At 68.4% G+C, this 19242-nt stretch carries 15 protein-coding genes and 1 pseudogene; 4 read left to right on the plus strand and 12 right to left on the minus strand.

Annotation, left to right across the window (positions count from 1 at the left end; genetic code table 11):
• Positions 1-26 precede the first annotated feature (26 nt).
• The gene (locus OG303_RS47895; protein ID WP_405876336.1) at positions 27-1055 is read left to right on the plus strand and encodes a zinc-binding dehydrogenase; all 1029 of its coding nucleotides are present in this window, start codon (positions 27-29) and stop codon (positions 1053-1055) included.
• A gap of 39 nt (positions 1056-1094) precedes the next feature.
• A complete protein-coding gene (locus tag OG303_RS47900; protein ID WP_405876337.1) occupies positions 1095-1946 on the plus strand; it encodes an aldo/keto reductase in 852 nt (283 codons plus the stop codon).
• A 429-nt stretch (positions 1947-2375) separates the two neighbouring features.
• Here OG303_RS47900 and OG303_RS47905 read toward each other — a convergent pair whose 3' ends face one another.
• The 5 genes from OG303_RS47905 to OG303_RS47925 form a co-directional block, all read right to left on the minus strand.
• Entirely contained in the window at positions 2376-3410 is a 1035-nt protein-coding gene (locus tag OG303_RS47905) for a 2Fe-2S iron-sulfur cluster-binding protein (RefSeq protein ID WP_405876338.1), read from the minus strand.
• Positions 3407-4669: an SRPBCC family protein gene (locus OG303_RS47910; protein WP_405876339.1), complete on the minus strand. Its 1263-nt coding sequence runs from the start codon at positions 4667-4669 to the stop codon at positions 3407-3409. The genes OG303_RS47905 and OG303_RS47910 overlap by 4 nt, the downstream gene beginning before the upstream one ends.
• 47 nt (positions 4670-4716) lie before the next feature.
• Complete coding sequence (locus OG303_RS47915; RefSeq protein WP_405876340.1) at positions 4717-6780, minus strand: FAD-dependent oxidoreductase; 2064 nt, start codon at positions 6778-6780, stop codon at positions 4717-4719.
• A 129-nt stretch (positions 6781-6909) separates the two neighbouring features.
• Positions 6910-7695, minus strand: coding sequence for an IclR family transcriptional regulator (locus tag OG303_RS47920; protein ID WP_405876341.1), 786 nt, complete (start codon positions 7693-7695; stop codon positions 6910-6912).
• A gap of 332 nt (positions 7696-8027) precedes the next feature.
• Positions 8028-8834, minus strand: a complete 807-nt coding sequence (locus OG303_RS47925; protein WP_405876342.1) for an amidohydrolase family protein — start codon at positions 8832-8834, stop codon at positions 8028-8030.
• A 99-nt stretch (positions 8835-8933) separates the two neighbouring features.
• Here OG303_RS47925 and OG303_RS47930 point away from each other — a divergent pair, with 99 nt between their 5' ends.
• Complete coding sequence (locus tag OG303_RS47930; RefSeq protein WP_405876343.1) at positions 8934-9332, plus strand: MerR family transcriptional regulator; 399 nt, start codon at positions 8934-8936, stop codon at positions 9330-9332.
• Between the two features lie 1013 nt (positions 9333-10345).
• On the opposite strand, the gene OG303_RS47935 is transcribed toward OG303_RS47930, so the two are convergent.
• The 7 genes and pseudogenes from OG303_RS47935 to OG303_RS47965 form a co-directional block, all read right to left on the minus strand.
• Complete coding sequence (locus OG303_RS47935; protein ID WP_405876344.1) at positions 10346-11125, minus strand: hypothetical protein; 780 nt, start codon at positions 11123-11125, stop codon at positions 10346-10348.
• Positions 11126-11559: 434 nt separating this feature from the next.
• Positions 11560-12049, minus strand: a pseudogene (locus tag OG303_RS47940) (IS701 family transposase); the annotation flags it as partial.
• Position 12050: 1 nt separating this feature from the next.
• A complete protein-coding gene (locus tag OG303_RS47945; RefSeq protein WP_405876345.1) occupies positions 12051-12923 on the minus strand; it encodes a substrate-binding periplasmic protein in 873 nt (290 codons plus the stop codon).
• 30 nt (positions 12924-12953) lie between these two features.
• Positions 12954-13766 carry an amino acid ABC transporter ATP-binding protein gene (locus tag OG303_RS47950; protein ID WP_405876346.1) on the minus strand — a complete coding sequence of 271 codons (813 nt, stop codon included), beginning with the start codon at positions 13764-13766 and terminating at the stop codon, positions 12954-12956.
• Positions 13763-14551, minus strand: coding sequence for an amino acid ABC transporter permease (locus tag OG303_RS47955; protein ID WP_405876347.1), 789 nt, complete (start codon positions 14549-14551; stop codon positions 13763-13765). Before OG303_RS47955 ends, OG303_RS47950 begins: the two co-directional genes overlap by 4 nt.
• A gap of 283 nt (positions 14552-14834) precedes the next feature.
• On the minus strand, positions 14835-16463 hold the full coding sequence (locus tag OG303_RS47960; RefSeq protein WP_405876348.1) for an amidohydrolase family protein: 1629 nt from the start codon (positions 16461-16463) through the stop codon (positions 14835-14837).
• Positions 16464-16609: 146 nt separating this feature from the next.
• A complete protein-coding gene (locus OG303_RS47965) occupies positions 16610-18028 on the minus strand; it encodes a diaminopimelate decarboxylase (RefSeq protein ID WP_405876349.1) in 1419 nt (472 codons plus the stop codon).
• Between the two features lie 144 nt (positions 18029-18172).
• Here OG303_RS47965 and OG303_RS47970 point away from each other — a divergent pair, with 144 nt between their 5' ends.
• Positions 18173-19198 (plus strand): Lrp/AsnC family transcriptional regulator, encoded by a 1026-nt coding sequence (locus tag OG303_RS47970; RefSeq protein ID WP_405876350.1) that lies wholly within the window; start codon positions 18173-18175, stop codon positions 19196-19198.
• The last annotated feature ends 44 nt before the right edge of the window (positions 19199-19242 follow it).

Here is a 19242-nt window from a genome sequence, read left to right on the forward strand (position 1 = left end):
GACCCCCGTTTGGAGTAGTCCCTCTTATGCGTGCAGCAGTGATGTACGGGGCCGGAGACGTCCGCGTCGAGGACCGGCCCGACCCGAAGATCGTCAAGTCGACCGATGCCGTGGTGCGCACGGTGGCCGCGTGCGTGTGCGGCAGCGATCTGTGGCCCTATCAGTCGATGCCCGCCACCGACACCGGCCGCCCCATGGGGCACGAGTTCCTCGGCGTCATCGAGGAGACCGGCGCGGACGTGACCGGCCTGAAGACCGGCGACCTGGTCGTCGCCCCGTTGACCTACAGCGACAACACCTGCGACTACTGCGCCAAGGGTGTGCACATCTCGTGCCGCAACGGCGGCCGGTACGGCTTCGACGGCGTCGACGGCGGTCAGGGCGAGGCCGTCCGCGTCCCGTACGCGGACGGCACCCTGGTGAAGCTGCCGGTGGCCGCCGACTCCGCGTTGTTGCCGTCCCTGCTGGCGTTGTCGGATGTGATGACCACCGGGCACCACGGCGCGGTCACTGCCGGCGTCGGCCGCGGGGACGCGGTGCTTGTGGTCGGGGACGGCGCGGTCGGCCTGTGCGCGGTGATCGCCGCCAAGCGGTTTGGTGCCGAGCGGATCGTGCTCGCCGGCCGCCACGAGACGCGCACCGACCTGGGCCGCGAGTTCGGCGCCACCGACGTCGTCGCCGAGCGCGGCGAGGAGGGCATCGCCCGCATCCGCGAGCTGACCGGCGGCGTGGACAAGGTGATCGAGGCCGTCGGCACCCGGCCGGCCCTGGACACCGCCCTGGGGGCAGTCCGGGACGGCGGCACCATCAGCCGCCTGGGCGTCCCGCAGTACGAACAGGGACCGATCGGCCCGGCCGAGTTCATGCGCAACATCACGTTGACCGGCGGCGCCAGCCCCGCCCGCGCCTACATCGAGCAGCTGCTGCCCGACGTCCTCGAGGGCACCATCACCCCCGGCCGCGTCTTCGACCGCACCTTCCCCCTCGACCAGACGCCGGACGCCTACCGGGCCATGGCCGACCGCCAGGTCCTCAAAGGCCTCATCACCCCCTGACCGCCGCCACCCCACCCCACCTCAGCAAGGAACATCCCCATGCAGTACGTGACCTTGAACAACGGTGTCGAGATGCCGCTCCTCGGCTTCGGCGTCTATCAGATCCCCGCCGAGGACACCGAGCGCGCCGTCTCCGACGCGCTGGCCGCCGGCTACCGCCTGCTGGACACCGCCTCCGCCTATGGCAACGAGGAGGCCGTGGGCCGCGCCATCAAGTCCAGCGGCATTCCGCGCGAGGAACTGTTCGTCACCACCAAGCTGTGGGTCCAAGATGCCCCGGCCGAGGACAACACCCGCCGCGCCTTCGAGTCGTCGCTCGACAAGCTGGGCCTGGACCACCTCGACCTGTACCTGATGCACCAGCCCTTCGGCGACGTCTACGGTCAGTGGCGCGCCATGGAAGAGCTCAACCGCGAGGGCCTGGCCAAGGCGATCGGTGTCGCCAACTTCTACCCCGACCGGCTGCTCGACCTGAGCGTCAACAACGAGATCACCCCGGCGGTCAACCAGATCGAGACCCACCCGTTCTTCCAACGCGCCGACTACCAGGACCTCATGCGCGAGCACGGAGTGCAGATCCAGTCCTGGGGCGGCTTCGCCGAGGGCAAGAACGACCTGTTCACCAACCCGCTGCTGGCCGAGATCGGCAAGGAGTACGGCAAGTCGGTGGCGCAGGTGGTGCTGCGCTGGCTCACCCAGCGCGGCGTCGTCGCCATCCCCAAGTCCGTGCGGCCCGAACGGATGGCGGAGAACTTCGACGTATTCGACTTCGAGCTCACCGACGAGCAGATGGCGCAGATCGCCACCCTGGACACCGGCAGCTCGCTGTTCTTCGACCACCACGACCCGGAGATAGTCACCTGGCTCGCCAAGCGCCGCCTCGACGCATGACCCCCGCCCCACGACGACGCGCCCTCCTGCGCGCCACCGTGATGACCGGAATCGGCGCCGCAACCGGAGCCCACCTCACCGGCTGGTCCTCGCCTGCGAGGCAGGAGAGCGAGCGTCGGACGGGGTCCCCGGGGGAAGGGTGTTGCTGGTGTACTTCTCGCGTCCGGGCGAGAACTACTACTACGGCGGACGCACCACCCTGCAGGTCGGCAACACAGCGGTCCTGGCGCGCAAGATCAGCAGTCTCATACGGTGCGACGTACACCGTATCGAGGCTGGCAGACGTGGCAGACGTGGCAGACGTGGCTGACTTGGGGCGAGGCACTCGGGATGTCCTGCGCGTCGAGCAGCGGAAGGTCGATGCCGCCGTCCGTGCGTCGCAGGTGGTAGGCGGGTTCCTGTCGTCGGCCGGGTGACGTCGAAGCGTCCTCACGCGTCGATCACGAGGTCCTCCAACGGCTTTGAGCAGCACAGGAGGATCTTGTTCTGGGTGATCTCGCGTGCACGGATGCCCCCGTTGTGCTGCATGTCCACCGAGCCGGTGACCAAGGTCGTCTTGCAGGTACCGCACATGCCCTGCGCGCACGAGGCCGGCAGACTGAGCCCGGCTCGGGACGCGGCCGCGAGCAGCGAGGTGTCCTCGTCGCACTCGATCGTGCGCCCGCTGCGGGCGAACTCGACCTTGAAACCGGCGCCCGTAGGGGCGGCAGGCGAGGTGTCGGCCTGCTCGGTCAGTGTCTCGAAGGTGAAGCTCTCCTCGTGGTAGTGGTCCATGTCGAGGTCCGCGTCCGACAGCATGTGCCGTACGGCGGCCATGTAGGGGGCGGGTCCGCAGGTGAAGACCTCCCGGTCGACGAAGTCCGGCGCGACCTGCCGGAGCGTCTCGATGGTCAGCCGGCCGCGGTATCCGCCCCAGGGGGCGTACGGGCGGTCCTCCTCGCAGATGTGGACCACCCGGATGTTCGGCGCTGTGGCGGCGATGAGGTCGAGTTCGTGGCGGAAGACGATGTCCGCGGGAGTGCGGGCACTGTGCACGAACACCACGTCGGCGGGGTCGGCCAGGTCGTACAGCGTCCTGGTCATCGACATCGACGGCGTCACTCCGACGCCCCCGGACAGAAAGAGGTACTTGGGTGCCGGATGCCGGGCCGTGGAGAAATCGCCGAGCGGGCCGTGCGCCCGCACGGTGTCGCCCGGCCGCAGGTGGTCGTGCAGCCAGTTCGACACGAGTCCGCCCGGAACGCGCTTCACGGTGATCGAGAGCAGGAAGGGGCGGGTCGGCGGTGAGGAGATGGTGTAGCAGCGCTGCACCGGCCGGCCGTCGATGTCGAGGGTCAGCGTCAGGAACTGGCCCGGGTCGTGCCGGAACAGCCGGGGTTCGGCGTACTCGAACACGAACGTGGTGACGTCGTGCGTGAGCGGGTGGACCTGACGGCATACCAGCAGTTCTTCGGTCTCGCTCATCGCTGCCGCTCCAGGTGTGACAGGTGCGCCTTGAGCCGGGTCACGTACCAGTTGACGAACGCCTCGACCTGCTTCTCCGTCGGGCCGTACGGGCCCGGCAGGTAGGCCGGGCTGCTGATGCCCTGGTGGGCGCGGGCGACGAACACCGCGTCCTGGTCGTTCGTGGCCTTCCACACCTTCGTCAGGGTGTCGAGGTCGTAGTCGATCCCCTCGACGGCGTCGGGGTGCACGAGCCAGGTGGTGCGGACGAGGGTGCGGTCCGGGCCGAGCGGGATCACGGAGAAGGTGATCGCGTGGTCGGCCATGAGATGGAACCAGGAGTTGGGCTGCAGGTGCAGGGACAACCGGCCCAGGCGGGCCGTGGGGAAGTCCGCCAGCAGGCGCCTGCACGCGGCCGTGCCGTCCGGGGTGTAGGACTCTCCGGCCAGGTCGAGGGGTTCGCGCTGGATGCGGAATCCGGTGGGGCGGGTGTCCAGTTCCTCGATCTCGGCGTAGGGCAGGCCCAGTGATTCGTAGGTCTTGCGGGCCTCGGCGTCGGCCACCAGGAAGCGCTCGTAGGCAGGGCGCAGCGCGGGCGGGAGGTCCTTCTCCTGGTAGCCGTAGATGGGGAAGTAGCAGGCCTGGAGTTCGGGATGGCCCACGCAGTGGTAGCACTCCCGGTTGTTCTCCATGGTCAGCTTCCAGTTGCCGTTCTCGACCAGGTCGATCTGCGTGGCGACCTTCGCCCCGGCCAGGTTGTGCGGTGCGAGGTACGGCTCGATGCGGGCGGCGACCTCGTCGAAGTCCGCGGGCGGTTCGGTGGCCAGGCAGATGAAGACCAGCCCGGCCACCGTGCGCACGTGCACGGACCTCAGCCCGAAGCAGGACGGGTCGAAGCCGGGCGCCTGGGACTCGGCGTGCAGGAGTTTGCCGTCCACGCCGTAGGTCCACCGGTGGTAGCCACAGACGATGTTGCCCACCGAGCCGCGCTCCTCGCCCAGGATGCGCGCGCCGCGGTGGCGGCAGACGTTGTGGAAGGCCCGTACGTCCTCGTCGTCGTCGCGGACGACGATGACCGAGTACGGCCCGATGGTGACCGTCACGTAGTCGCCGGGCTCGGGAAGTTCGGCCTCGGCGGCGACGAACAGCCAGTGCCGGGCGAAGACGGCCTCGATGTCGAGGCCGAAGAACTCCTCGTCGACGTAGAACGGGGCTTCGAGGCTCTGTCCGACGGCTCGCCGGGCAACCAGGCCGCCGGCGTCGGGTGTCGCTTGCTGCATCTCATCTCTCCGGTACGACTGGGGAGTTGACGTGAGGACGGTAGTGCTCAGACCGGCAGGCACAGCCGCAGGGCGTCGTAGATCGCGGCGTGGATGTTGCGGGCGGCGACGGCGTCGCCGATGCGGAACAGCTGGTAGGTGCCCGCCTCGTTGCGGACCACGACCTGTTCCTCGTGCGCCAGCAGGGCGCGGTGGTCGACCTCGCCGAGGTTGGTCGAGCCGGGGAGCAGCTCGACGTACAGCTCGTCCGTCGGCAGGGTCCCGTGCTCCACGATCACGTGGTCCACGATCCGCTCGGTCTCGGCCTCGGTGTACTCGCTGTAGAGGATGGCGGCCAGCCGTCCCTCCCTGGTGCGGCGCACGGAGCGCAGCCGCTGGGCGAGCGTGGTGGTGACGCCGCGGGCCGTGAACGCCCGTAGGTAGGCAGGGGAGTTCATGCTGCCGACGTCGGGGGCGAGGGTGCGCTCCGGGGTGACGTACTCGATCCGGACGCCGGGCTGCGCCGTGAGGACCTCCACGGCGTCCATGGCCGGGTAGCCTCCGTGGTCGTCGTAGACCAGGATCTCGCCCCGCGGGCGCCGCAGCGATCCGGTCATCACGTCCCAGGTGTCGGCGACCAGACCCTCGCCGGCGGCGAGGAAGCTGCGGTTGGGGGTGCCTCCGGTGGCGACGATCACGAGGTCGGGGTGTTCGGCGAGGACGTCGCCGGCCTCGGCGTACGTTCCCACGCGCAGGTCGACGCCGAGATGCTTGCACTCGGCCAGGCGCCAGTCGACGATCTGGATCAGGTCGCCTCGGCGCGGATTCGACGCGGCGAGCCTGATCTGCCCGCCGGCCTGGTCGCTCGCCTCGAACAGGACGACGTCGTGGCCGCGTTCGCCGAGTACGCGCGCCGCTTCCAGGCCGGCCGGACCTCCTCCGACGACAACTGCCTTCCTGTGGCGGCCGGTTGTGGGGGAGATGAGGTGCGGGACATGGAGCTCCCGGCCGATGGACGGGTTGTGAATGCACTTGGTGTCGCCGGAGTCGTAGATCGCGTCGAGGCAGTAACTCGCCCCGACGCAGGGCCGGATGCGGTCCTCCTGGCCGGCCTTGACCTTGGCGACCAGATAGGGATCGGCGATCTGCGCGCGGGTCATGCCCACCAGATCCAGCAGCCCTTCTCGCAGGGCGTGCCGCGCGGTGGCGACGTCGGCGATACGTGCCGCGTGCATCACGGGGATCGCGAGCCGGCGTTTGATCTCGCCGGTGAAGTCCAGGAAGGGCCCCAACGGGGTGCCGATGGACGGGATGGCCTTCGCCAAGGACGCGTCGCTCTCGATGGTGCCGTGGATGGCGCTGATGAAGTCGATGCCGTCGGCGGCGTACTGCTCGGCGGCAGTGAGCGCCTCGTCGAAGGCGAGACCGGGGCGACCGCTGGGGAGCGCCTCGTCCAGCGACATCCTGATGCCCACGAGGAAGTCCGGGCCCACCGCCTCGCGGACGGCCCGGATCACCCGGCGGGGAAACGCCATGCGGTTGTTCAGGCTGCCGCCCCACTCGTCGTCGCGGTGGTTGGTGGCGGGGGACAGGAAGCTGTCGAGAAGGTGGCCGTACGCCTCCAGTTCGATGCCGTCGAGGCCGCCTTCTCGGCAACGGAGTGCTGCGGCGGCGTAGTCGGCGACGATCCGGTCCAGGTCCCACGCCTCGGCGGCCTTCGGGAAGGCACGGTGGGCGGGTTCGCGCAGCGGTGAGGCGGACACCACCGGAAGCCAGTCGCCGGTGAAGTTGCTGGTACGGCGGCCGAGATGGGTGACCTGGCACATGACCGCGGCCCCGGCTCGGTGCACGTCGTCGGCGAGCCGGCGCAGCCACGGCACGATGTCGTCGCGGTACAGGAGCAGGTTGCCGAACGCGGGCGGGCTGTCGGGGGAGACCACCGCCGAGCCGCCGATCATCGTCAGGCCCACTCCGCCCCGCGCCTTCTCCACGTGGTAGGCGCGGTAGCGGTCCTTGGGCATGCCCTCGTCGCCGAACGCCGGTTCGTGGGAGGTGCTGACCACGCGGTTGCGCAGGGTGAGGTGCTTGAGCCGGAAGGGCTGGAGCAGGGGGTCCAGGGTGGGTGAGGGCACAGCAGCTCCTCGGGGAAGCTCCGAACGGACTGTTTCGCTATGCGAAACAGAACCGCGATACGAGACAAATGGTGGGGCTGGGAATCCCCAGCCGTCAAGTGCCTCTGCTGTGCTCGCCCTGCGCGGCGCTCAGCCGCGCTTCACGTACCCGCGGCGCCAGGAGATCTTCGCGGCGGCAGCCATCAGCTGTTCCGCGAGGTCGGGAACGGTGTCCTCGTTGATGCGGAAGGTCGGCCCGGACAAGGTCACGGCCGCGATGACCTTGCCGTCCAGGGCCCGGATCGGGGCCGCGATGACGGCCAGCCCGATCTCGTGCTCCTCGCTGGTGGTGGCGTAGCCCCGCTCGCGGATCACCTTGAGCTCCGCCGTGAGACGCGCCGGGTCGACGATGGTGTGCGGGGTGTACTTCTCCGGCCCCTTCGCGAAGATCTCCGCGACCTGGTCGGGGGTCATGTGCGCCAGGAAGAGCTTGCCCGCCGCGGTGGCGTGCATCGGTGTGCGCCTGCCGACCCAGTCGATGCTTGTGATCGCAGCCGCGCCGATCGCCTGGTCGATGCTGATCACGTCGTGCCCGTCGTGGATCGCCACGTTCACGGTGTCACCCGCGGCAGCGGCCAGTTCCTGGCAGACAGGACGGCTCAGCAACGACAGGTCGTTCACCTTGCTCGCCCCGGCCGCGAGTTCGACCATCGTGTATCCGATGCGGTATCGCCCGCGTTCAGTGTCCTGCTCGACCAGGCCCCGTGACTCCAAGGTCGCCAGCAGCCGGAACACGGTCGACTTGTGGACGCCCAGTTCCTCGGCGATCTCGGTCACGCCGCTCGGGCCCTGCTTGGCCAGCACCTGCAGGATCGACACCGCCCGGTCGACGGACTGCACCGAGTGATCACGTGGGCGGCTGCCGTTGCTGGTCATGGCGGAAGAGTAGCCGAGCGGCAGACGCCGCCCGCGAGCCCCTGGCCACCTGCTTTCGCCCCGGCGTCACGGCCGCATGGTGCGCCTTCCCGTGATGACAGGCCGTGGTCAATTCGCCCTTTCCTCCAAGCAAGTGCCTTGACGGGTCGTCCGGAGCAGGGACATGGTACGTACCGCATTGCACATCCATTCCGCCTTGCGAAACGCCCGACTTCACTCCACGGGATGCGCGCGGACGCGGGATGACCGACACCCGGCACCGACGGCTCCACCAGCGGTGCCGGCCTTTCGGGTCGTGCGGGTCGCGAGTGCGCGCCACCCGCCTTGCTGCGTCATTCCAGGCCCAGCAGCTCCGCCAGATTCCCGCCCAGGACCCGCTCGCGGACCTCGCCGGGCGGTATGACCCGTTCCACCGTTGCACGGGACAGGAGGGGGTCGCCGTAGGGGGCGTCCGAGCCGAAGAGGGTGCGGGTGGGGAGCTCGCGGATGGCCAGGCGGACGGCGAAGATGATGTTGGCCGTGGACAGTTCCAGGTAGATGTTCGGCGTGGCGCCAGCCAGCTCGATCGCCTCCATCCAGTTGGCTCCGGCCAGTTGGCTGATCACCAGCGGCACCTTCGGATAGCGGGCCGCCAGGCCGGCCAGAGTGCGCAGATCCGCTGCGGTCGTGGGGGCGTAACCGTGGACGACCACCGGGAGGCCGGCATGGTCGTGCGCCGCCCGGAGCACCGGCTCCACCAGGACCGCCTGGTTCGGGGGCGGAGTGAGCTCCCCGATGCCGTGCAGCCCGCGGCCCACCACTTCGCGCTCCACCCAGGCCGCGGTCTCGGCGGCGGGGCGGCCCAGGGGGACGGAGCCGAAGCCCAGGAAGCGGTCGGGATGTGCGGCCAGGGCCTCGTCCAGCTCCCGCCACGCCGTGGCGTAGCCGTCGTCCTCGGCTGCGTTCGCGCCGCCACCGGTCCCACCCGCCAGCGCGCGGTCCAACACGCTCATCTCGTACCGGAGGGAGGCCAGGTCCGTCGCCCGCTCCGGGTGCGGGCGGGTGGGGAACAGGACCGTACGCTCCACGCCCGCGTCGTCCAGCGCGGACAGGTGGACGACAAGTGGATCGTGGACGTGACTGTGGGCATCAATGATCATGTGCGCCTTCCAGAGGAGCGGGCCGTCGGCGGAATGCGGGCGGCGGCGGCCAGTGTTGATCCCTGACACCGTTGGAAGGTCAAGCGAGAGGGAGAGTCCGTGCTGATCGGGGAGCTGGCCGAGCGGACGGGGACCAGCGAGCGACTGCTGCGCCACTACGAACGGGCGGGGCTGCTGCGGCCCGAGCGGCTGCCCAACGGCTATCGCACCTACGCCGACTCCGACGCCGCCACCGTACGGCGTATCCGCGCCCTCCTCGCGGCCGGGCTGCCCACTCGCGTCATCCGACAAGTGCTGCCGTGCACCACCGGGGCGGCGGCCGTGCTGCCCTGCCCCGGCGTGCTCGACGCGCTCCGCCATCAGTTGCGCGAACTCGAGCAGCGCTCCGCCGAGCTCGCCGCGGCCCGCGAAGTGCTGCGCGAGACCATCGCCGGTGCGGAGAGCCGGGATGCGGATGCCGATCAGCGCAGGAACGCGTCACAGCAGCCGGACATTTGAAGACAGGCCGCCCCGCCGGTGTGAAGGCGCCGGCCATGTGTATGCCGGCGCTGGCGCTCGAAGACGTGGTGGGGCAACTGCCGTGCCCGGTCGGGGAGTTTGACCCGCTCCGGCGGGGGCTTCGACCGTCCCTGGCGCTCGCCGCGCGGCAAGCCCTTGATGGAGAGCGGAAGTTCGACGTTGGTGCGTGAGGATCTCGCCGGGAGCGACGTCATAGTCCACCCGATCCAGCAGCCGAGGACACTGTTCGTGACCATGTCGACGGCGGGAGGAAGATCTGCCGGCGCCTGCCGTTCCGGGGGAGGTGTGCCAGGCGCTGCAGGGTGCGATCCGCCGCGGAGCCGGTACCAGTTCGCCACCACGGCTCAGAGGGCCGGCCGTCACATGGCACCGTCAGCGGCTCCGTTCTCCTGGGCGGAGAAGTTCCACGTTTCCGCAATGTGAGACCTGTCCGGAAGTTATTGACCGACGGGGTGGGCGTCTGCTCAACTCACGTTTCATGACCCCGCGCGTGGATTTGACTCGGAGGCGCCACATCGACCTGGCGCATGTCTCCAGCGCGTTCTGTTGTCGTTGATCCGGAAGGCGTGTCGCTGATCCGCAAGGCGGCTCTCGGCAGCGGCCGGTGTGTGCCCAAGGCGCAATCCGGAAGGGGCGGTGCGAAGCCTCCGCCTCAGCGGTGTCTCGTCTGAGGGGCCGCCGTATCCACCGCACGATCGCCTCTTTCCCCCGCCCCTCTCTCCGTTCCTGCTCTCCCTCTGGGGAGAGGTATGTGTGGGACAACTCGAGGTCGGCGCGGGGATGGGCCGTCGGCTGCGCGCCGAGGGCCTGGCGTGCAAGTGGCGCGGGCCTGGCGGGACTTCCGCAGGACACCCCGGTCAGCGGCCGCTGACCGGCCCGGTCGCACGACTTCCACCACGCAGTTCGACCTTCGTCCGGCACTCCCATCGTGGGCCTACGCAGCCCACGGGGTGCGCCGTGGCCAGAGAGGACTTCTGGGCTTCGTTCGTCGGCTACTTGAGGTTGAGTGCGTCCCCGGCCGACACCTTCAGCGACGTGGTCGTGGTGCCGGGGAAGTACCAGCGCCAGCTGCCTGCAGAGGTGACGGTCACCTTGGTGGTCAGCTTTCCGGCGTCGCCCGTCGTCACGGTCTTGACCGTGTTGTAGTGGGCGGCGCCTTTCTTCCTGAACTGGAGCTTGACCTGCTGTCCGGTGAACCCGTGGTACTTGAGGTCCTCCCAGTTGGCCCGCGACAGCTTGCCGGTGACGGTCACCTTGGCGCCCTTGGCGACCTTCTCGGGCGCGATCACCGTGGTGAGCTGGGCGGCCCGCTTGACCTTGTACTCGGCGATGTGGTCGGAGATCCAGTAGTCGCCGTCATTCGCCTTGACGGTGGCGTTGACCTGCCAGATGCCGGCGACCTTGTTGGTGTCGATGTCGTCGCTGTCGGCGATCCAGGCGGGGTCGATGGTCATCGTGGCCCGGCACACCGAAGTGGTCGCGCTCTTCTTCGTGCAGGACGAGTCGTCGTTCCAGGTTGCGAAGGTGTAGGCGTTCGTCTTGTTGAAGGTGCTGACGTGCGTGAGCCCCTTCACCCCCGAGTTGTCCTTGATGGTGATGTCGATCGGGTAGCGGATCGTCTTCGCCGTACCCACGATGACGTTGCCGCCGCCGTTGACGACGGTCTTCACCACCCGGATGTCGCCCCGCCCCTCCGCGTGCGCTCCGGTCGCCGTGGTCAGCACCAGGGCCGCCGCCCCGCCGGCCGCGGCCCAAGTCGTTCTGCCTCTCATGATCCTCCCCTTGTCGTGTGCGTGCCAGGAGAGGCTATGTGATCAGGGACCTTTCACGCCGTTCGGTTTCCAGGCTGCCGGAACCGTCTGCCCGCCATCGTTCCTGCGCATCGCCTCAAACGGGTCTTCCACCACAGCACACCCCAAATGGCCAAGATGTGACGTTGGGAGAAGGTGCCTTTGTAGCCGAGACGACCGTCTTCGCAGCGTGTGAGCTGCTCGACCGCCCAAAGGTGTACATCTTCCCGTGGCGTTGCAATTTTCGGTCTATGGCCGTAGTGAGGAGGCAGGCGCTACGAGGGGTTTGCCGACTGAGTGAAAGAGGAAGCGGCGATAATGCAGTCGTTGATTCGTTGGTGAGCGAACCAGATTGAATAGTCGCGGGGTTGGAAGAGAGAACAAGTGCTTAGTACTCCAGCTGTAGATCGTGATCTTCATGTCTGGGATGCGGCTTGTCGCCGGTAGTTGACCGGTGCGTGATCGTGCCTGGTGGCGGCGGCGCCAGTCGGACCAGGCAAGCCGGTGGGCCGCGTCGCGGACGGGCCGGATGACGAGTGCGATGAACAGGCGGCAGATCTCGTTGCAGGACAGCGGGATCAGGTCGTCCGGCGTGGGTCGGTGTGAGTGTTCGTCGGCGCGGACGACGGCGAGGAAGGCGTGGGCCAGCATCGCGAGGGTGACCCAGCGGGCCCAGGAGGGGTAGCGGCGGACCTGGTGTTCATCCAGTCCGGCCAGTCCTTTCTCCGTTTGGAAGGTCTCCTCCACCCGCCATCTGGAACCCGCGACCTTGACCAGGGTGGCCAGGGATGCCGGCGTGGTGGAGTGGCAGCGGTAGTAGGCGAGTTCACCGGTGCTGCGGTTGCGGCGGATCAGCAGCTGGTGGTGACCCGCGGCCGGCTCGGCGAGGTCGATGACGGCCCAGTCGTCACTTCTCGGAAGGGGCCAGGCTGGTGTTCTTGACCTGCTTCGCGAGCCCGGGTCGTACCTTGATCAAGTCGGCGCTGATCGGGTCATGGAAGTACTTCTTGTAGAGCGTGAGGTATGTGCCGTCGTCGATCATCGCGTTGATCTGGGCGTCGATGTCCTTGCGCAGCTTCGGGTCGCCCTTCTTCCGGATGGGGAAGGCAGTGCCCTGGAGGTTGTCTACCTTGACGGCGACGCGAATCGGTTGCTTTGTGAGGTATTCGTCCGCGCTGGCAGAGCTGAGAAGGACTGCTTCGACGCCTCCGGAGCGGAGCTGGCCGATGAGCCCGGTCTGGTCCTTGAACTTCACCGTGCGCGCCTTCGGCATGAGCTTGGCCGTGAGGTCCTCCGCTATCGAGCCGCTGACGATGCCGACCCGCTTGCCGTCGAAGTCCGACAGCTTGGTCTGCTTGCCGGTCTTGATGGTCAGGACATCGGTGATGCCCCAGTAGTACGGGGTGGTGAAGTCGACCTCCTTTTCGCGCTCGGGGGTGGCTATGACGCCGGCGACGCCGACGTCGTACTGCTCGGCGGGCAGTCCGGCGAGCAGGCCCAGGAGGTTCGTGGTCTTGTACTCGACCTTCATGCCGAGGCGCTTGGCGACCTGGTTCATCAGGTCGACGGCGAATCCGCTGGGCTTGCCCGACTCGTCGGCGACTGCGAAGGGCGGCTGCTCGGACTGGGTTCCGGCGGTGATCACACCGGACTTGACCAGGTTCTTGTACTTGGCTGCTTTGGAGTCTGCGGCATCGCTTCCGCCGCCACAGGCGGTGAGGGGGAGCAGCAGAGCGGTGGTGACGGCGCCGACGAGCAGCGATCTACGGGGTGTGCGCATGGCTAGGACTTTCTGTGCTGGGTGGGCGGTTCAGAGGATTTGGGAGAGGAATTGGCGCAGCCGGGGGTGTTCGGCGCTCTCGAAGATCCGGTCGGGTGTGCCGATCTCGGCGAGGCGGCTGTCGCACATGAAGGCGACGCGATCGGCGGCCTCCCGGGCGAAGCCCATTTCGTGGGTGACGACGGCCATGGTCATGCCGCCGGATGCGAGGTCCCGCATCACGACGAGTACGTCCTTGACCAGTTCGGGGTCGAGCGCGGAGGTGGCCTCGTCGAAGAGCATCACCTCCGGCTCCATGGCGAGAGCGCGGGCGATGGCGACGCGCTGTTGCTGCCCGCCGGAGAGCCGGCTGGGGCGCTGGTCGGCGAGGGCGGCGAGGCCGACCTGGTCGAGGCGGCGCCGTGCGATCTCGCGGGCCTGCTCGCGGCCCATGCCCTTGACGGAGGTCAGGCCGAGGGTGACGTTGCGCTCGACGCTCATGTGCGGGAAGAGGTTGAAGTGCTGGAAGACCATGCCGATGCGGGAACGGGCGGCGTCGACATCGGCCCGCGGGGAGGTCAGGCAGGTTTCGCCGAGCCAGATCTCACCGCAGTCGGGCGTCTCCAGCAGGTTCAGGCACTTCAGCAGGGTGGACTTGCCCGAGCCGGACGGGCCGATCACGCAGAGGGTCTCTCCGCGCCGCACATCGAGGGTGACCTCGCATACCACGGTGTTGGAGCCGTAGCTCTTGCTGAGCCCTTTGACCTGCAGGGCGGCGGGGGCGTCCGGTGTCCAGGGCGCGGCTTTTGGTGCAGCTTTGGGCAGGGGGGCGACCGGGTTCGGGCCGGCGGTGGCGGGGTTCATCGGGCTTCCCTTCCGGTGGCTCCAGCAGTCTGGAGCGGGGTGTCGGGCAGGTCCGGATCGACGGGGGTCGGGGTTTTGCCGGGGCGCGGGCCCTCGCGCAGCCGCTTGTCGAGGTAGTTGACGAGGTAGGTCATGGGGATGGTCAGCGAGAGGTAGCAGATGCCCGCGGCGATCAGGGGTGAGGAGTTGTAGGTGCGGGCGACCTCCTCCTGGGCGATGAAGTACAGCTCGCGCTGCCCGACGGCGAGGCCGAGGAGGTAGACCAGTGAGCTTTCCTTGATGTCCTTGATGAACTGGCCGGCCATGGCGGGCAGTACGCGGCGGATGCCCTGCGGCACCACGACCAGGCGCATCGCTTTGAGATAGCTCAGGCCGAGGCTGCGGGCCGCCTGCAACTGTCCGGGGTCGACGCTCTGGACGCCGGAGCGGAAGATCTCCGCGGTGTAGGCGCCGGAGATGATGCCGATCGCCAGGATCGCGTAGCCGAAGGGGTCGGTGCCGAAGGGCCGTAGGCCGGCGGCGGGCAGGCCCACACCGACCAGCATCACCGTGATGATCACTGGAAGGCCGCGGAAGACATCGACGTAGATCCGGGCGGGAAGCCGCACCCACCAGCGGTTCGACAGGAGCAGCATCGTGGCCGCCAGAGCGATGACGACTCCGAGCACGATGGCCCCTGCGGCGATCGTCAACGTGTTCAGCAGGCCCTCGGAGATCAACCGCGGAAACGTCCGGGCGATCAGACCCCAGTCGAAGAACGTGTCGGCCAGAGCATTCGAAGCCAAAGAGACAGGGGACGAGAGGGTCATCACGACTCCTGACCAGGCGCGAAGGAAGAAACGGAGGCGTGGAACTCCGAGTGGACCGCCCCATCACCGTCATCGACGGCGCGAAGGTCAGGTATGTGCGGCACAGCGGCGCGGGGAACAGCCGGCTCGCCTCGCTGACGGCGATACCGAAGCCGACGATGAGGACTGTGGGCGGCGGAAAGGTTACGAAGTTCCCGGAACGCCGTGTGCAAGGCTCTCGACTGGGGCTCAGTCGGCTGTGACTGGACGAGGGTGGAACTCACGGGGACCTCCTTGTGTGGTGGGAGAGGGAGCGCACGGCCGTCTTGCGGAGCACCGTGCCAGGACGGTGCTTCGTGAGGACGCCATCACGCAGTACGGGGCGGCCGTTGACGAGGACGTGACGAGTGCCCACGGCATAAGACAGCGGTGCGTCAAAGGTGGCGGTGTCGCTGACCGTCTCGGGATCGAAAACGGCGAGGTCGGCGACCATTCCTTCGCTCAGGATGCCTCGGTCGGTGAGGCCGAGGCGAGCGGCGGGCAGCGCGCTCATCTTGCGGACGGACTCCCGGAGCGTGAGGACCTGGCCGTCGCGGGTATACCGGGACAGGACCCGGGCGAACGTACCGAAGTGACGGGGGTGGGGGGTGCCGTCGGTGGCGGTGTCCAGTACCCAGCTGTCACTGGCGACTGCGCTGCGGTGGTGGCGCAGCACTGTTTCCACATCCGCCTCGGACATCGCATGGTTGACCATCCAGACCAGGGCCTTGTGCGCGCGCAGTACGTCGAGGGATGCCTCGGCCGGATCGCGGCCAGTGGCGGCGGCGATGTCCTGGACCGTGCTTCCCACCCACGAGGAGTAGCGGCCCGGCGGCATCGAAGCGATGACGGTGCTTTCGGGAAGGAAGGTGTGTCCGGTCTTCGCCCGGAGCTCCGAAGCGATCGCCTCGCGGGTCTTCGGGTTCTCCAGTCGGGCGAGGAGCGCGTCGCGACCGCCGTCCAGCGCCCAGTCGGGAAGGCGCGAGGTGAGCCGGGTGGAGGAGGCGGCGTAGGGGTAGACATCGCACGCCACGTCCACTCCTTCCGCGACAGCGGAGTCGATGAGGGTCAGCGCCTCGCGCACCTTGCCGTGGTTGGCGGGGCCCAGGGCCTTGAGGTGCGAGATCTGTAGGCGCACGCCGCTGCGTCGGGCGGTTTCCAGAGCTTCGGTCACGGCCTCGACGAGATGGTCGCCCTCGTCGCGTATATGGGTGCTGTAGAGCAGTCCGGCCTGCCGAGCCTCGGTGGCCAGCGCCACGACCTCGTCGGTGTCGGCGAACGACCCGGGGGCATAGATGAGTCCGGTGGACAGACCGAACACCCCCTGTTCGGCAGCCCTGGCGAGGAGCTTGCGCATGAGGGCGGTCTCGTCGGCTGTCGCGGGGCGCCGTTCGGTGCCAACAGCGGCCACGCGGAGGGCCGCGTGGCCGACGAGGGCGGCGAGGTTGACGCACGGTTCGGCCTCCTCCACCGCGCGTGCGAATCCGTCGAAGTCCTCCCAGGGCATGTCGGCGGTGCTGAGGTTGCCGCGTGCGAGCGTGGTGTGCCACGCGTGTCGCCGCTCGGGGGTGATGGGGAAGGGGGAAGCGCCGCAGTTGCCCGTGACGATGGTGGTGACGCCCTGTCTGATGCACGTTTCGGCGCTGGGCGCGTCGCACACGGTGTAGTCGGCGTGCGAGTGCAGGTCGACAAAGCCGGGCGCGACGACGTGGCCGGTGCAGTCGAGTACCTCCCGTGCGGTGGCGTGAGGCGTGGCCCGTCCGAGGAAGACGATGCGGTCGTCCCGGATGCCGACATCTGCCCGTCGGACCGGGCCGCCGGTGCCGTCGATGACGGTACCGCCGACGGCGAGTACATCGAATTCGTTCAACTTTCTTCCTTCGCAGTGGAGTTGGGTTCGGGTACCGACAACGAAGCCGAGTGTCGGTGTGGCGATCAGTCCCGCTACCGCAACGGCGTAGGGTGCCGCCTGCTTGGCCGCGGGCAAACGGCGAGCGGGTGTCGTCGCAACCTCGGTCAGTGCCACGATCGGGCTTCTGTCTGTACACATCGCGCGGGGGCCGGGGTGCCCGCGTGGGCCGGGGTGCTGTCCACGTCACTGAAGAGGAGTGCGTCTGCCTGGTCGACGCCGCTTTCCGCCAGGATCTCGACGAGGGTCTGTTCCGGGCGGACCGCGGCGAACCGTATGTCCGATTCGCGTGTGGTAAAGCCGTGTACGGCGGGCCGGGCGAGACTGTTGTACGACCAGGGGGAGGAGAAGTAGTAACCGCCGGTGTCCAGCAGCACCACGACGTCCCCAGGTGCCAGTTCGGGCAGCTTGCGTCCGCGGGCTACGAGGTCCCCGGCGAAACAGCACGGGCCCGCGACATCCTGGACCCGCTCCGGAGCAAGCTTGGGCCTGCCGTCGGAGTCGTACACCGCGATCCGCAGCGGCCACGCCTCCGGCATGAAGACGGTGCGGGTGGCGATGTGCGCGCCCGCGTGTGTCAGCGCGATGCGGCGGCCGCCGGCGTCTTTGGTGTACTCCACGACCGCGGCCGTGAAGCCGTTCTTGGCGACCAGTGAACGACCGAACTCGGTTACCAGGTCGTAGCGCCCGCCCAGGAGTTCGGGAACGGAGGCGCGCAGCTGCCGGACGTAGTCCGCGTAGGTCGGGCGGATCTCGTCGTCGTCGAAGTTGACCGGCAGGCCGCCGCCGATATCCAGACTGGTCACCTGCTGCCGGCCCGCCATCGCGTTGATCTCCTCGGCGAGTTCGTACGCGGCGCGCACTCCCTGGCCGATGAGTTCCAGGGAGCAGCCTTGCGAACCGACGTGCACGTGCAGCCGAGTGAGCCAGGGCCGCTCGGCGAAAGCCTTGAGGATGCGCTTTCGTGCTCCGGCATCTCGCAGTGGCACGCCGAACTTCGAGCTGAGCGAGGCGGTGCTCATCGCGTCGATGGCTCCGGCGCCGACCTGTGGGTTGATCCGCAGCCCGAGCACCGAGGTGCTCTCGCTCACAGCGAGTAGTTCGCCGATGCGGTCCAACTCGGGAAAGTTGTCGGCGTTCACCGCCACTCCCAAGGCGAGCGCGTCGGCCAGCTCGGCACGGGTCTTCGCGGGTGAGTCCAGCACGATGCGTTCCGGTGGGAAGTCGGCAGCGACGGCCTGGGCGAGTTCGCCCGGGCTGGCGACCTCGCACCCCATGCCGGACCGGGCGAGCAGGCGCAGTACGGGGACCAAAGGCGCGGCCTTGGCGGCGAACGTGTGCAGCACTGGCGCGTCGCCAAAGGCTCGTTGGAGGTCGCGCACGGACTCCTGGATCCCGTCGGCGTCCAAGAATCCCGCCGCCACATGGGCGGGGCCGATCAGACCGGCCCGCACCGCCTCGCGGACAGCTCGGTCACGCTGCTGTCGACGGCCGTCAGTGTCTTGATCGACTTGTGTGATCCTCACGATCTCGGACCTCCTCGGTGCCCCCAGAGTGTTTGGGCCACCAGAATCGGCAGGCTTCGTGGAACGACTCCCGATACGCAGCATTCCGTCACGACAGGCGAATGGTGGCCTATACGCAGCTCGTACACGGTGATAGGAAGAGGCATGCCGCACGATTCCGTCGATGAGAAAGACCTGGAGCTGATCAATGCGCTCCAGCTCTCGCCGCGCGCCTCCTGGGCTCAGCTGGCCGGGGCGCTCGCGCTCGATCCGGTGACTGTGGCACGCCGCTGGGAGCGGCTGGCCGAGGCGGGACTGGCGTGGGTCACCTGTGTGGCCGGCACGGCCCTGCACAGCGAGTTCTGCATGGTGTACATCGAGATCGATTGCGTTCCCGGCCGGCTGGACGACATTGCCACCGCGTTGAGTGCCGAGCCCCACGTGCGCTACGTCCACCACCTCACAGGCATGTACGGGCTGCTGGTCGTGGCGACGTTGCGCACATCCGCGGAGGTGTCGGCGTACCTGCGCGGCACGCTAGGGCAGCTGTCCGGTGTCCGGGCGTATCGAGCGGAGGTACGGACCATGGGCTACGGCGAGCCGAGCCGATGGCGTCTGCGCAGCCTCGAACTGTCACAGCGACGCGCATTGGGACTGGCCAGTACACCGTCCACCACGGTGGGAGGTGCCCGGATGGACGCTGTGGACCAGAAGCTGTTCCGGCTGCTGCACGAGGACGGCCGCATGTCCTACACCGCGATCGCCGACCGCGCCGGGATCAGCGAGCCAACCGCGCGCCGCCGCGTCAAGCGCCTGCTGACCAGCCGGTTGCTCCGGCTACGCTGCGAGATGGCGCAGTCCCTGTCGGGCTGGCCGCACTCGGCCGTACTGTGGGCGAGCGTGGCACCGCAGCACATGGAGTCCACGGCACGCGCGCTTACGGCGCTCCCTGACGTACGCCTGTGCTGCGCCCTTACCGGAGAGCGGAACCTCCTGCTGATGGTCTGGCTGCGATCGCTCGGAAATCTGCCGCAACTGGAGGCGACGATCACAGAGCGCTCTCGAGATCTCTCCATCGTGGACCGGGCCGTCTGCCTGCACACCGTGAATCAGATGGGCCGACTGCTCGACAGCGAGGGGCGCAGCGTCGGGTATGTGGCGCCCAATGTGGGGGACTTCCTGGACGCCTGAAAGGCCATGGAAGACGCCTGGGAATCTGGAGCGGGCGTTGAAGA

The organism is Streptomyces sp. NBC_00005, assembly GCF_045160215.1.
GTDB lineage: Bacteria > Actinomycetota > Actinomycetes > Streptomycetales > Streptomycetaceae > Streptomyces.